The sequence below is a fragment of the Niveispirillum sp. FG156 genome, from assembly GCF_057809555.1.
This window is the reverse complement of the sequence record NZ_JBMDKE010000016.1, coordinates 114,200-127,460: the sequence shown is the minus strand read 5'-3', so window position 1 is coordinate 127,460 and position 13,261 is coordinate 114,200. Positions and strand designations below refer to the sequence as shown.

Genomic DNA, 13,261 nt, shown 5'->3' with positions numbered 1-13,261 from the left:
CGGAAACGGGGCGGCCCTTTTCCATTACGGGGTTTGACGCTTCGCCCTTGGCAAGCCAGCATGCCAACGCCTAAATAGCCGTCACTGATTTTGGGTGGGAGTGGTTGGCCATGGCCAAGGGTTTTCTGTCAGGCAGGGTAGGCTTGCTATTCGCGGCCCTGTCGGGGGTCGGTGCCGCCTCCATCGTGGGGGAGGTGCTGCGCAGCCTGCCGCAGGCGATGTCCATCGCGGAGCAGAACCCGATGCTGTTGGTGGCGGCACCCATTCCCGTCGGTGCGGTTGTCGCTATCGCGCATATCTACTGGCTGCGGTCGCTGACTACCCGTCAGGCGGCCCCGACTGCGGTGCCAACCCCGCCACCGCCGGGCTCGCTGCGCGTTCAGGCGGCAGAGGCCAAGACTGGGCAGGGTGGGGGTAAGTCGCCGCGCTGGCGCCCGGTTATCCGGAATTGAGGGTGGGTTGATGAACCGTACCCAGCTGACCCTGGCGCTGGACCGCATGGACCGGCTGTACCCCAATGTGCTTCAGCCCGATTACCGGGACGAGGTGCTGGGCGTTGGCCGTTCCTTCGCGCCGCTGGCCCGCACGGCCAAGAAGCTGGGCAGCCTGCTGCATGCCCATCGTGGCCGTAAGCTGGACCAGCTGGAAGAACGGGTCGTGACGGAGGTCCGGCACCTGCATGATGAGCTGCGCGAAGGGGCGCAGCGCCTTTTGGCTGCCAAGGTGTGGATCGGGGACGAGTAGTCCCCGCTCCGTTCATACCGTTGGCGCTGCAATGGCGGTTGCGTATGGCGGATTAGAGCGGACTTCTTCTGACTGGAAGCGCGTTTTCTTCGTCATCCCGGCGGAAGCCGGGACCCCGCGTGAGGCGCGGTTAGCGCCGATATGATTCATGTCGCGGCAGACGCCGCTTTACGCTGGGTCCCGGCTTTCGCCGGGATGACGATAGGGGGTGATTCCAGTCAACGTAAACCCGGTCTAGGCGTGAGCCGTAATCCGCGGAAATCCCCTCACCGTTGCTCCACGGATTACGCTTTCGCTAATCCGCGCTACGATAACGCCATTGGTCAAAAACTCTGGCGATTGGCTCAACCGCCGAAGAACACCTTATACATCAGGCGGCCGGGCAGCAGTGTGAAGGCTCCGGTGATAAGCAGCGCCAGAACGTAAAGCCGCACCATCGCCTTCTTGTGACGCGCGATATCGCCTCGCCGAGCCAAACGGATGGCTTGCCACAGCGTGATCAGCGTCAGCACTGACAGAAGATGGATGGGGCTGAACAGCCCGAACATCCGGATTTCATGGATGAAGAAGGAGGACACCGCCACGGTCGCCATGGCGGCCACCCAGATGCGGCCCAGAAGCCGGTGGGTCGGCGTACCCTTGGGCATGGCAAACTGTACGCCACCCAGGATGATGGCCGTGGCCGCCAGCACGGCATGAAGCTGGATCAGCGCCGGGGCGCTCAGGAAAAGATCGAAACCCTGCAATTTAAATCCCCTGTCCGATAGGTTTTTCCAACCTATCGGACAAACCAGACAGGAAAATCAATGGCCTGGTGAAAGGGACGTAAAAGAAATCAGCGAATGACGCTGCCCCACAGATCGTATTCGTCGGCTTCCTCGATCTTCACGCGGACCATGTCGCCCGGCTTCACCTTGAATTCGTCATTTAGGTAGACAGCACCGTCGATCTCAGGGGCATCGGCCCAGGAGCGGCCAACGGCCCCTTCCTCGTCAACCTCGTCGATCAGCACATCCATCTCGCGACCGATCTTGGTGGCGAAACGCGTGGCGCTGATTTCCTGCTGGTGCGCCATCAGGCGGTTCCAGCGTTCTTCCTGCACCTCTTTCGGTACGGCACCGGGGATTTCGTTGGCGGGTGCGCCCGCCACGGGCTCATACTTGAAGCAACCCAGACGGTCGATCTGCGCCTCGGTCAGCCAGTCCAGCAGATACCGGAAATCCTGCTCCGTCTCACCAGGGAAGCCCACGATGAAGGTGGAGCGCAAGGTCAGGTCGGGGCAGCCCTGGCGCCACATCTTGATCCGGTCCAGCACCTTGTCGGTGTTGGCCGGCCGCTTCATGGCCTTCAGGACGTTGGGGGCGGCATGCTGGAAGGGGATGTCCAGATAGGGCAGCACCTTGCCCTCGGCCATCAGCCCGATCACCTCGTCCACATGCGGATAGGGATAGACATAGTGCAGGCGAATCCAGGCGCCCAGGTCACCCAGTTCACGGGCCAGATCAATGAACTTGGCGCGGACCTGGCGGCCCTTCCATTTGCTTTCGGCATAACGGGTGTCCATGCCATAGGCCGAGGTGTCCTGGCTGACGACCAGGATCTCCTTCACGCCGGCCTTCACCAGCGCCTCGGCTTCGGCCAGCACCATGTTGGCGGGGCGGGAGACCAGATCACCGCGGATGGACGGGATGATGCAGAAGGTGCAGCGGTTGTTGCAGCCCTCGGAGATCTTCAGATAGGCGTAGTGGCGGGGCGTCAGGCGCAGGCCCTGCGGCGGCACCACATCCAGATACGGATCATGACGCGGCGGCACCACCTCGTGAACGGCGCTGACCACCTGCTCATACTGGTGCGGACCCGTCACAGCCAGGACATTGGGGTGGTTCTGACGGATCAGGCTCTCTTCCTTGCCCAGACAGCCGGTGACGATAACCTTGCCGTTTTCCTTGATGGCCTCGCCGATGGCCTCCAGGCTCTCGGCCTTGGCGCTGTCCAGGAAGCCGCAAGTATTGACCAGCACGACGTCGGCCCCGTCATAGGAGCCCGAGATCTCATACCCTTCCGACCGCAGCTTGGTCAGGATGCGTTCACTGTCCACCAGTGCCTTGGGGCAACCGAGGGAGACGATGCCGACCTTGGGCGCGGCGGCGGGGGAATGGGTCTGCTTAGTCATGGGGAAGGGTCCTTGAAAACAAGCGGCCTATATAGTCCCGTGCGCGCGATGAGGCCAGTGGGGCCGCAAGCATGGCGGGGTGGCGGAAAGCAGCGCGGATGGTGTGCCAGCACGATTCGGGGTATATAAGGTAACCGAACGTTCGCCGCCGGGATGCCGCCATGGCCGTCGCTCTTGACGGGTCTGACCTGAAACGCATGAACATAGAGGAGTTCCTGTGCTGGGACTCGGGCGATGACCTGCGTTATGAGCTGGTGGAAGGATGGCCGGTGGCACAGCCAGCGCCGACCCGCAGCCATGGGCGCATGGATGTGAATGTGGGGGCCAGCCTGAAGCAGGGCCTGAAATATGCTGGCCGCCCCTGCGTTGTGGAGAGCGGCAGCGTGCTGCGCATCGACAAGCGTTGGACCGTCCGCGCGCCGGACCTGATGGTCCGTTGCGGCCCGGACCGGCGGACGGCGGAAATGCCGCTGCTGGCCGTTGAAATCCTTTCGCCCAGCAATTCCGCCAGCGAAATGGCCCGCAAGCGTGATGATTATGCCTCGGTCGGTATCCAGCAGGTCCTGGAACTGGACCAGGACGAGGCCCGAGCCTTGCTCTGGCGGGCCGATGGCGACCGTTGGATTGTCGAAACGATCCGGGGTCTGGAAGCCTCCATCACGCTCGACAGCATCGGCGTCACCATCCCCATGGCCGAGGTTTATGAGGATGTGGAACTGACCCTCCCCGCCGATGGCCCGCCGCTGGCAGCAACATCTGCCCCCTGACGGGCCTTTCAGCCCTGCGGACTCCTGGGGGCCAGGATGCGTTGGCAACGTGGCGGAAGGCCTAGGGTCGCGCTTGACGGGGGGGGGCGACATCCCTATAGTCCGCCAACCTATTTCGGGGGGGCAGGCTGTAGCCCGCCCTCGTGGCGTCTAGACGCTGTCCCCACTGTTGGCATCAAGCGCTTACCCATCAGGGACGTTGGCCAGCTCCAAGGAACCTCCCCGGAACAGTCGATAGCCGCACCCGAGTCCTTGTTCGGACGGCGCATGAGATTCTCCCGCACGGAGCCTCCAGCTTCGTATGCGGGTGTTTTTCGTCCGTCATTATGAGGTTGGTGGTGCGACCGGTTTGGAATGACATCCCCGTTTCGGGGATATGAGAAAAGGCGAAGGGCGTTCATGCCGACGATCAGTCAGTTGATCCGCAAGCCGCGGGCTCCGTTGGTGGCCCGGGATAAGGTGCCGGCCCTGCAGGAATGCCCGCAGAAGCGTGGCGTCTGCACCCGTGTCTACACCACCACCCCGAAGAAGCCGAACTCGGCGCTTCGTAAGGTCGCCCGCGTGCGCCTGACGAACGGCTACGAGGTCATCAGCTACATCCCCGGTGAAGGTCACAATCTTCAGGAGCACTCGGTCGTCATGATCCGTGGTGGCCGCGTGAAGGATCTTCCCGGTGTGCGTTATCACATCATCCGCGGCACGCTCGATACTCAGGGCGTGAAGAATCGGAAGCAGCGCCGGTCGAAGTACGGCGCGAAGCGTCCGAAGTAAGGAGAGCGAGCAATGTCCCGTCGTCGTAAAGCCGACAAGCGCGAAGTTCTGCCCGATGCCAAGTTTGGCGATATCGTGCTGACGAAGTTCATGAACTGCCTGATGTACGACGGCAAGAAGTCGGTGGCTGAGTCCATCGTCTATGGTGCTCTCGACCGCATCGAGGTGAAGACGAAGCAGGACGCTCTGCAGCTCTTCCATGACGCCCTGAACAATGTCCGTCCGTATCTGGAAGTTCGTTCCCGCCGTGTCGGTGGTGCGACCTATCAGGTTCCGGTGGAAGTGCGTTCCGACCGTGCGCAGGCCCTGGCGATCCGCTGGATCATCGGTGCGGCCCGCAACCGTTCGGAAAACACCATGACCGAGCGTCTGTCGGGTGAGCTGTTGGATGCCGCGCAGCAGCGCGGTACCGCCGTGAAGAAGCGTGAAGACACGCATCGCATGGCCGAAGCCAACAAGGCCTTCTCGCACTACCGCTGGTAAGTTCGGACGCCCCAATCCATGGCCCGGTCCCATCCCATCCACTCTTATCGGAATATCGGCATTGCCGCGCACATTGATGCCGGCAAGACGACGACGACGGAGCGGATCCTGTTTTACACGGGCAAGTCCTATCGCATTGGCGAGGTCGACAACGGCACCGCCACGATGGACTGGATGGAACAGGAGCAGGAGCGGGGCATCACGATCACCTCGGCAGCCACGACCTGCGTCTGGAAGGACCACCGCATCAACATCATCGACACGCCGGGGCACGTCGACTTCACCATTGAGGTTGAACGTTCCCTGCGGGTTCTTGACGGTGCGGTTGCCCTGTTCGATGCGGTCTCGGGTGTCGAGCCCCAGTCGGAGACGGTATGGCGGCAGGCGGATAAGTACCGCGTGCCGCGTATCTGCTTCGTGAACAAGATGGACCGCGTCGGCGCGGACCTTCTGGGGACGGTGGCGATGATTGCGGAGCGGTTGGGGGCCAACCCTGTGCTGCTTCAGTTGCCGCTGGGTGTGGAGACGGGCTTCAAGGGTGTTGTCGACCTGATTGCCATGAAGGCGATCATCTGGGCCGACGACATGTTGGGGGCCCGGTTCGATACGGTGGATGTGCCGGCCGATATGCTGGACGAGGTAAGGCGCTGGCGCGCCAAGCTGGTCGAGCAGGCGGTCGATATGGAAGAGGCGGCGACCGATGCCTTCCTGTCCGGTGTTGAGCCGGATGAGAAGCAACTGCGTCACCTGATCCGCAAGGGCACGATCGGGCTGAAGCTCGTTCCGGTGCTGTGCGGGTCGGCCTTCAAGAATAAGGGCGTGCAGCCCATGCTGGATGCCGTCGTCGATTTTCTGCCCTCCCCGGCGGATAAGGGCGACATTCAGGGTACGACGCCGTCGGGCGATGCGGTCACCCGCGCCGCTAGTGACGAGGCGCCCTTCGCGGCGCTGGCGTTCAAGGTGATGAATGATCCGTTTGTGGGATCTCTGACCTTCGCTCGTATCTATTCCGGTTCTTTGCGTCAGGATGCCGTCATGGCCAATCCCGGCAAGAAGCAGGAAGAGAAGGCTGGTCGCATGCTGCTGATGCATGCCAACAGCCGGGAGGAGATTGAGGAAGCTCATGCGGGCGATATCGTCGCGTTTGCTTCCCTGGAAGGGACGACGACGGGGGATACGCTGTGTGATCCGGCCCATCCAATCCTGCTGGAACGGATGGAGTTTCCCGAGCCGGTGATCGAGGTGGTGGTCGAGCCGCGTAGTCAGGCCGATCATGACCGGATGGCAGTGGCACTTGGCCGTCTGGCGGCTGAGGACCCTTCCTTCCGGATCGGCCGCGATCCCGAATCGGGCCAGGCGATTTTGCGGGGCATGGGTGAGCTTCATCTGGAGATCATCGTGGACCGCATGCGCCGGGAGTTCCGGGTGGAGGCGGCGGTGGGCAAGCCCAAGGTGGCCTACCGCGAAACCATCACCACGCGGGGCGAGGTGGATCACACGCATCGGCGCCAGATCGGCAATGTCGGCCAGTTCGCCCGCGTCAAGCTGGTGGTGGAGCCGGCGGAAGCGGGGCGGGGGCTGGTGTTCGTGAACAAGGTGTCGGCGGAAACGCTGCCCAAGGAATTTGTCACGGGCGTGCAGAAGGGGCTTGAGGCCGCCAGGACGTCGGGTGTGGTTGCCGGTTATCCGGTGGTCGATATCCGGGTCGAACTGGTCGACGGCGCCTTCCACGATGTGGAAAGCTCTGCGCAGGCATTTGAAATGGCTGCGCGGACGGCATTGCGGGAAGGGCTGGCCAAGGCTCGCCCCGTCCTGCTTGAGCCCGTGATGAAGGTCGAGGTGATGACCCCGGATGAATATCTGGGCGATATCATCGGCGACCTGAACAGCCGCCGGGGGCAGATCCTCGGCATGGATCAGCGGGGCAATGCCCGGGTGATCGATGCCAAGGTGCCGCTGGCGACGATGTTTGGTTATGTGAATACGCTGCGGTCCAGCAGTCAGGGCCGGGCACAGTACTCGATGCAATTCGAAACGTATGAACCGGCGCCGCACGCCATCGCTGACGAGCTTCGCAGCAAGGTGGCCTGAACTGGTCGTCAACCGATTGAAATGAGGACGGAACATCATGGCTAAGGCTAAGTTTGAGCGGACGAAGCCGCACTGCAACATCGGCACCATCGGTCACGTTGACCATGGCAAGACGTCTCTGACGGCCGCCATCACGAAGGTGCTGGCCGAAAAGGGCGGCGCCACGTTCACGGCGTACGACCAGATCGACAAGGCGCCGGAAGAGAAGGCCCGCGGCATCACGATCTCGACCGCTCACGTCGAGTACGAGACGGACAACCGTCACTATGCCCACGTGGACTGCCCCGGCCACGCCGATTATGTGAAGAACATGATCACCGGCGCGGCGCAGATGGACGGCGCGATCCTGGTGTGCTCGGCCGCTGACGGCCCGATGCCGCAGACGCGCGAGCACATCCTGCTGGCCCGTCAGGTCGGCGTGCCGGCCCTGGTCGTGTTCCTGAACAAGATGGATCTGGCCGATCCGGACCTGGTTGAGCTGGTGGAGCTGGAGCTGCGCGAGCTGCTGACCTCCTACGGCTTCCCCGGCGACGACATTCCCATCGTTCCCGGCTCCGCCGTCTGCGCCCTGAACGACACGAACCCGGAAATCGGTCGTGAAGCCGTGCTGAAGCTGATGGCCGAGGTTGACCGGTACATCCCGCAGCCGGAGCGTCCGATCGACAAGCCGTTCCTGATGCCGATCGAAGACGTGTTCTCCATCTCGGGCCGTGGCACCGTGGTGACGGGCCGCGTCGAGAAGGGCATCGTCAAGGTCGGTGAGGAAGTCGAGATCGTGGGCCTGAAGGCCACCGTGAAGACGACCGTGACCGGCGTTGAAATGTTCCGCAAGCTGCTGGACCAGGGCCAGGCTGGCGACAATATCGGCGCGCTGCTGCGTGGTACGAAGCGTGAGGACGTCGAGCGCGGTCAGGTTCTGGCCAAGCCGGGCTCGATCAACCCGCACACGGACTTCGAGGCTGAGACCTACATCCTGACGAAGGAAGAGGGTGGCCGTCACACGCCGTTCTTCGCCAACTATCGTCCGCAGTTCTACTTCCGCACCACGGACGTCACCGGTTCGGTGACCCTGCCGGAAGGTACGGAAATGGTGATGCCCGGCGACAACATCCGCTTCGCCGTGAAGCTGATCGCCCCGATCGCCATGGACGAAGGCCTGCGCTTCGCCATCCGTGAAGGCGGTCGTACCGTCGGCGCCGGCGTCGTTTCGAAGATCGTCAAGTAAGCCTATCGCTTCGACGCATCACAGCAATGTGGTGGGGCCGGCCCGAAAGTACTTGGGGCCGGCCCACTCTTTGGGTATAAACCCTGCTCTTTTTGGGGTCTAGGACATGGACAATCAGAATATCCGGATCCGCCTTAAGGCGTTTGATCATCGCGTGCTCGACCAAAGCACCAGCGAGATCGTCAACACCGCGAAGCGGACCGGTGCGCGCGTCCGCGGTCCGATTCCGCTGCCCACGCAGCTGGAAAAGTTCACGGTGAACCGCAGCCCGCACATCGACAAGAAGTCGCGCGAGCAGTTCGAGATTCGCACCCACAAGCGTCTGCTGGATATCGTCGATCCGACGCCCCAGACGGTTGATGCGCTGATGAAGCTCGACCTGGCCGCCGGCGTCGACGTCGAAATCAAGCTGTAATCGAGTTTGGTGGAGTACGGGACCTCTCCCGATCTGAGGATGTCCCGAGTTATGGAGAAAAACAGATGCGATCCGGATTGATCGCGCAGAAGGTCGGCATGACCCGCGTCTTCACAGACGAGGGTGAAAGCGTGCCGGTGACTGTGCTGAAGCTGGACCAGGTCCAGGTCGTCGCCCACAAGACGGAAGAGAAGGATGGCTACACCGCCCTCCAGCTCGGTGCCGTCAAGGCCAAGGTGAAGAACGTCGCCAAGGCCCAGCGTGAGGTGTTCGCCAAGGCCAAGGTCGAGCCGAAGAAGAAGCTCGTCGAGTTCCGCGTGGCTCCCGCCAACCTGATCGAGGTTGGTGCTGAGCTGACCGCGGATCATTTCGTTTCCGGCCAGTTCGTGGACGTGCAGGGCACTACCCTGGGTAAGGGTTTTGCCGGCGGTATGAAGCGCTGGAATTTTGGCGGTCTGCGTGCGACCCACGGCGTGTCCGTGTCGCACCGCTCCATCGGTTCGACCGGTGGCCGTCAGGATCCCGGTAAGACCTTCAAGAACAAGAAGATGCCCGGTCACATGGGTGTCGACACCGTCACCGTCCAGAACCTGAAGGTCGTGTCGGTCGACGCCGAGCGCGGTCTGATCCTGGTCAAGGGCGCTGTCCCGGGCCATGAGGGCGCTTTCGTCCTCGTCAAGGACGCCGTCAAGAAGAAGCTGCCCGAGGGCGTGCCGTTCCCCGGTGCCTTCCGTGCTCCGGCCGCTGAAGCTGTTGCGGCGGAGGGCTGATAAATGAAGACGTCCATCAAAAACCTGAACAACGAGACCGTTGGTGAGATCGAGCTGTCGGAAGACGTGTTCGGCCTGCCGGCTCGTCAGGACATCCTGGCCCGCATGGTGCTGTGGCAGCTGGCCAAGCGCCGCGCCGGCACTCACAAGGCCAAGACGATCTCCGAGATCTCCGGCACCACCAAGAAGCCGTGGCGCCAGAAGGGCACCGGTCGCGCTCGCGCCGGCAGCCTGCGTTCGCCGCAGTTTCGCGGTGGCGCTCGGATTTTCGGGCCGGTCGTCCGCTCCCACGAGCACGACCTGACCAAGAAGGTCCGCAAGCTGGCCCTGAAGACCGCCCTGTCGGTCAAGGCCGCCGAAGGCAAGCTGGTTGTGCTGGAGGCCGCCAAGGCCGAAAGCCACAAGACCAAGGTGCTGTTCGGGCAGCTGCAGGCCCTGGGCCTGACCTCGGCGCTGATCATTGACGGTTCCAACGTCGATGTGAATTTCGCCCGTGCCGCCGGCAACATTCCGCACATCGACGTGCTGCCGGAACAGGGCGCCAACGTGTACGACATCCTGCGCCGGGACGTTCTCGTCCTCACGCGCAATGCTGTCGAGCAGCTGGAGGCTCGCCTGAAATGAGCACTGCGAAGAAGACGACCATCTCGGCCGAGCGCATGTACGACGTTGTCGTCGCGCCCGTGATCACCGAGAAGGCCACCATGGGTTCGGAGCACAACCAGGTCACCTTCAAGGTGCGCATGGATGCGACGAAGCCCGAAATCAAGGCCGCGATTGAAGGCCTGTTCAAGGTGACGGTCACGGCGGTGAATACCTCCGTGGTCAAGGGGAAGACCAAGCGCTTCAAGGGTATGATCGGTCGCCGGTCGGACTACAAGAAGGCCGTGGTTACCCTCGCCGAGGGCAGCTCCATCGACGTGACCACCGGCGTGTGAGGGTAGAGCTATGGCTTTGAAGACTTTCCGTCCGATTACGCCGAGCCTCCGCCAGCTCGTTCTGGTGGACCGTTCGGAGTTGCATAAGGGCAAGCCCGTCAAGATGCTGACCGAGGGCCTTTCGGGCTCCGGCGGTCGCAACAACACGGGTCGCATCACTGCCCGCCGCATGGGTGGCGGTCACAAGCGCACGTACCGCATCATCGACTTCAAGCGTACGAAGTTCGATATGCCGGCGACTGTCGAGCGCCTGGAATATGACCCCAACCGTACCGGCTTCATCGCTCTGGTGAAGTACACGGACGGCACTCTCGCTTACATTCTGGCTCCGCAGCGCCTGAAGGCCGGTGACGTTGTCATCTCCGGCGAGAAGGTGGACGTGAAGCCCGGTAATGCGATGCCGCTGCGCAACATCCCCGTCGGAACCATCGTCCACAATGTGGAACTGAAGGCCGGCAAGGGTGGTCAGCTGGCTCGCTCCGCCGGCACGTACCTGCAGCTGGTCGGTCGCGATCAGGGCTATGCTCAGCTGAAGCTCCCCTCGGGCGAGCTGCGCATGGTCCGCGGCGAGTGCATGGCCACCATCGGCGCTGTGTCCAATCCGGACCAGTCCAATGTGGTCATCGCCAAGGCCGGTCGTAACCGTTGGCTGGGCAAGCGTCCGTCCGTTCGCGGCGTCGCCATGAACCCGATCGACCACCCGCACGGTGGTGGTGAAGGCCGTACCTCCGGTGGCCGTCACCCGGTCACGCCGTGGGGCAAGCCGACCAAGGGCAAGAAGACGCGTCAGAACAAGGGCACGGATAAGCTCATTATCCGCCGCCGCGCTAAGTAAGGGAGTGCTGCCGTGACTCGTTCCGTTTGGAAGGGGCCGTTCGTTGACGGCTACCTGTTGAAGAAGGCAGACAAGGCGCGTGCGTCGGGCCGCAACGAGATCATCAAGATCTGGTCGCGTCGTTCCACGATCCTGCCGCATTTCGTTGGTCTGACCTTCGGCGTCTACAATGGCCAGAAGTTCGTGCCGGTGCTGGTGACCGAGAATATGATCGGTCACAAGTTCGGTGAGTTCTCGCCGACCCGTACGTTCTACGGCCATGCGGCCGACAAGAAGGCGAAGAGGAAGTAATCATGGGAAAGCCGGCTGCAGAACGGCGCCTCAGCGAGACTGAGGCCAAGGCGTTCGGCGGAATGATCCGCACGAGCCCGCAGAAGCTGAACCTGGTTGCACAGCTGATCCGTGGAAAGTCCGCTGGTGAAGCTGTCGCCCTTCTGACATTTTCCAAGCGTCGTATCGCTGGCGAAGTGAAGAAGGTCCTCCAGTCCGCCATCGCGAACGCCGAGAACAACCACCAGCTGGACGTTGACCGCCTGTTCGTGTCCCACGCGACGGTCGGCAAGGCTCTGGTCATGAAGCGTTTCCATGCCCGCGCTCGCGGTCGTGGCGCCCGTGTCGAGAAGCTGTTCAGCAACCTGACCGTGATCGTGCGTGAGCGCGCTGAGGACAAGGCCGAGGGGGCCGCTGAATAATGGGTCAGAAAGTCAATCCGATCGGCCTGCGCGTCGGTATCAACCGGACGTGGGACAGCCGCTGGTACGCTGGTCGTGACTATGCAAAGCTGCTCCATCAGGATCTGAAGCTGCGCGGCTACCTGCAGACCCGTCTGCAGGCAGCTGGTGTCAGCCGCGTCATCATCGAGCGTCCGGCCAAGAAGGCCCGTGTCACCATTCACACGGCCCGTCCGGGTGTGGTGATCGGCAAGAAGGGTGCGGACATCGAAAAGCTGCGTCTCGAACTCAGCAAGATGGCCGGTTCCGAGGTCAATCTGAACATCGTCGAGATCCGCAAGCCGGAGCTGGACGCCCGCCTGATCGCCGAGAACATCGCCAGCCAGCTGGAGCGCCGCGTGGCGTTCCGTCGCGCCATGAAGCGCGCTGTGCAGTCGGCGATGCGTCTGGGCGCCCAGGGCATCCGTATTAACTGCTCCGGCCGTCTGGGCGGCGCGGAAATTGCGCGTATCGAATGGTACCGCGAAGGCCGCGTTCCGCTGCACACCCTGCGTGCTGACATCGACTATGGTGTTGGCACCGCGAAGACCACCTACGGCACCTGTGGTGTCAAGGTGTGGGTGTTCAAGGGTGAAGTGCTGGCCCATGATCCGATGGCGCAGGACAAGCGCGCCGCGGAACAGACGGCTGCTCGCTGATCATCCGGATACTGGCAAGGGATATAGAGAAGGCTACATGCCATGCTGAGTCCGAAGCGTACCAAGTACCGCAAGGCGCACAAGGGTCGTATCCACGGCGCCTCCAAGGGCGGTACCACACTGAATTTCGGCGCTTTCGGCTTGAAAGCTGTCGAGCCGATGCGTATTACGGCTCGTCAGATCGAGTCGGCGCGTCGCGCTATCACCCGCCACCTGAAGCGTCAGGGCCGCGTTTGGATCCGGATTTTCCCGGATCTGCCCGTGTCCTCGAAGCCGGCGGAAGTGCGCATGGGTTCCGGTAAGGGTTCGCCCGAATTCTGGGCCGCGCGCGTTGCGCCGGGCCGTATCATGTTCGAAGTCGATGGTGTGCCCGCTGAGCTGGCCACCCGCGCTTTTGAGCTGGCCGCTGCAAAGCTGCCGATCAAGGTGCGTATGGTCACCCGTCTGGGTGAAGGGGGTGAGGCATGACGAAGGCTACTGACCTTCGCGGCAAGAGCACGGACGAGCTGAACGATCAGCTCCTCCAGCTCAAGAAGGAACAGTTCAACCTGCGTTTCCAGAAGGCTTCCGGCCAGCTGGAGAATACCGCGCGGGTTCGTGTGGTGCGTCGCGACATCGCCCGCATCAAGACCATCCTGGGCCAGCAGACGGTGTCTGCTGTGTCCGCGTCCTGAGGAGGG

At 62.6% G+C, this 13,261-nt stretch carries 19 protein-coding genes; 17 read left to right on the top strand and 2 right to left on the bottom strand.

Annotation, left to right across the window (positions count from 1 at the left end; all coding sequences use genetic code 11):
* Positions 1–110: 110 nt before the first annotated feature.
* Positions 111–452, top strand: coding sequence for a hypothetical protein (locus tag ACODSP_RS12305; RefSeq protein WP_488965868.1), 342 nt, complete (start codon positions 111–113; stop codon positions 450–452).
* 10 nt (positions 453–462) lie between these two features.
* Positions 463–744: a hypothetical protein gene (locus ACODSP_RS12300; protein WP_488965867.1), complete on the top strand. Its 282-nt coding sequence runs from the start codon at positions 463–465 to the stop codon at positions 742–744.
* Between the two features lie 344 nt (positions 745–1,088).
* Here ACODSP_RS12300 and ACODSP_RS12295 read toward each other — a convergent pair whose 3' ends face one another.
* Both ACODSP_RS12295 and rimO read right to left on the bottom strand, forming a co-directional pair.
* On the bottom strand, positions 1,089–1,490 hold the full coding sequence (locus ACODSP_RS12295; RefSeq protein ID WP_488965866.1) for a DUF2306 domain-containing protein: 402 nt from the start codon (positions 1,488–1,490) through the stop codon (positions 1,089–1,091).
* An 89-nt stretch (positions 1,491–1,579) separates the two neighbouring features.
* A complete protein-coding gene (gene rimO / locus ACODSP_RS12290) occupies positions 1,580–2,917 on the bottom strand; it encodes a 30S ribosomal protein S12 methylthiotransferase RimO (RefSeq protein ID WP_488965865.1) in 1,338 nt (445 codons plus the stop codon).
* A gap of 161 nt (positions 2,918–3,078) precedes the next feature.
* Between rimO and ACODSP_RS12285 the strand changes: the two genes are divergently transcribed.
* From ACODSP_RS12285 to rpmC, 15 genes are all read left to right on the top strand, one after another.
* Positions 3,079–3,684 (top strand): Uma2 family endonuclease, encoded by a 606-nt coding sequence (locus ACODSP_RS12285; RefSeq protein WP_488965864.1) that lies wholly within the window; start codon positions 3,079–3,081, stop codon positions 3,682–3,684.
* A 399-nt stretch (positions 3,685–4,083) separates the two neighbouring features.
* Positions 4,084–4,455 (top strand): 30S ribosomal protein S12, encoded by a 372-nt coding sequence (gene rpsL, locus ACODSP_RS12280; RefSeq protein WP_054169737.1) that lies wholly within the window; start codon positions 4,084–4,086, stop codon positions 4,453–4,455.
* Between the two features lie 12 nt (positions 4,456–4,467).
* Entirely contained in the window at positions 4,468–4,938 is a 471-nt protein-coding gene (rpsG, locus tag ACODSP_RS12275) for a 30S ribosomal protein S7 (RefSeq protein WP_054169738.1), read from the top strand.
* An 18-nt stretch (positions 4,939–4,956) separates the two neighbouring features.
* Positions 4,957–7,029 carry an elongation factor G gene (gene fusA / locus ACODSP_RS12270; protein WP_488965863.1) on the top strand — a complete coding sequence of 691 codons (2,073 nt, stop codon included), beginning with the start codon at positions 4,957–4,959 and terminating at the stop codon, positions 7,027–7,029.
* Between the two features lie 37 nt (positions 7,030–7,066).
* Positions 7,067–8,254, top strand: coding sequence for an elongation factor Tu (tuf, locus tag ACODSP_RS12265; protein ID WP_102113007.1), 1,188 nt, complete (start codon positions 7,067–7,069; stop codon positions 8,252–8,254).
* 106 nt (positions 8,255–8,360) lie between these two features.
* The gene (gene rpsJ, locus ACODSP_RS12260; RefSeq protein ID WP_029013602.1) at positions 8,361–8,669 is read left to right on the top strand and encodes a 30S ribosomal protein S10; all 309 of its coding nucleotides are present in this window, start codon (positions 8,361–8,363) and stop codon (positions 8,667–8,669) included.
* Between the two features lie 65 nt (positions 8,670–8,734).
* Positions 8,735–9,439: a 50S ribosomal protein L3 gene (gene rplC, locus ACODSP_RS12255; RefSeq protein WP_054168366.1), complete on the top strand. Its 705-nt coding sequence runs from the start codon at positions 8,735–8,737 to the stop codon at positions 9,437–9,439.
* Between the two features lie 3 nt (positions 9,440–9,442).
* Positions 9,443–10,063, top strand: coding sequence for a 50S ribosomal protein L4 (gene rplD, locus ACODSP_RS12250; protein ID WP_488965862.1), 621 nt, complete (start codon positions 9,443–9,445; stop codon positions 10,061–10,063).
* On the top strand, positions 10,060–10,377 hold the full coding sequence (locus ACODSP_RS12245) for a 50S ribosomal protein L23 (RefSeq protein WP_488965861.1): 318 nt from the start codon (positions 10,060–10,062) through the stop codon (positions 10,375–10,377). The genes rplD and ACODSP_RS12245 overlap by 4 nt, the downstream gene beginning before the upstream one ends.
* 10 nt (positions 10,378–10,387) lie before the next feature.
* Positions 10,388–11,212 (top strand): 50S ribosomal protein L2, encoded by an 825-nt coding sequence (rplB, locus tag ACODSP_RS12240; protein ID WP_488965860.1) that lies wholly within the window; start codon positions 10,388–10,390, stop codon positions 11,210–11,212.
* Between the two features lie 12 nt (positions 11,213–11,224).
* The gene (rpsS, locus tag ACODSP_RS12235; RefSeq protein WP_054168362.1) at positions 11,225–11,503 is read left to right on the top strand and encodes a 30S ribosomal protein S19; all 279 of its coding nucleotides are present in this window, start codon (positions 11,225–11,227) and stop codon (positions 11,501–11,503) included.
* Between the two features lie 2 nt (positions 11,504–11,505).
* The gene (gene rplV, locus ACODSP_RS12230) at positions 11,506–11,904 is read left to right on the top strand and encodes a 50S ribosomal protein L22 (protein WP_054168361.1); all 399 of its coding nucleotides are present in this window, start codon (positions 11,506–11,508) and stop codon (positions 11,902–11,904) included.
* On the top strand, positions 11,904–12,581 hold the full coding sequence (rpsC, locus tag ACODSP_RS12225) for a 30S ribosomal protein S3 (RefSeq protein ID WP_054168360.1): 678 nt from the start codon (positions 11,904–11,906) through the stop codon (positions 12,579–12,581). The genes rplV and rpsC overlap by 1 nt, the downstream gene beginning before the upstream one ends.
* 42 nt (positions 12,582–12,623) lie before the next feature.
* Positions 12,624–13,049, top strand: a complete 426-nt coding sequence (gene rplP, locus ACODSP_RS12220; protein WP_054168359.1) for a 50S ribosomal protein L16 — start codon at positions 12,624–12,626, stop codon at positions 13,047–13,049.
* Positions 13,046–13,255, top strand: a complete 210-nt coding sequence (gene rpmC / locus ACODSP_RS12215; protein ID WP_292912193.1) for a 50S ribosomal protein L29 — start codon at positions 13,046–13,048, stop codon at positions 13,253–13,255. Before rplP ends, rpmC begins: the two co-directional genes overlap by 4 nt.
* Positions 13,256–13,261 lie beyond the last annotated feature (6 nt).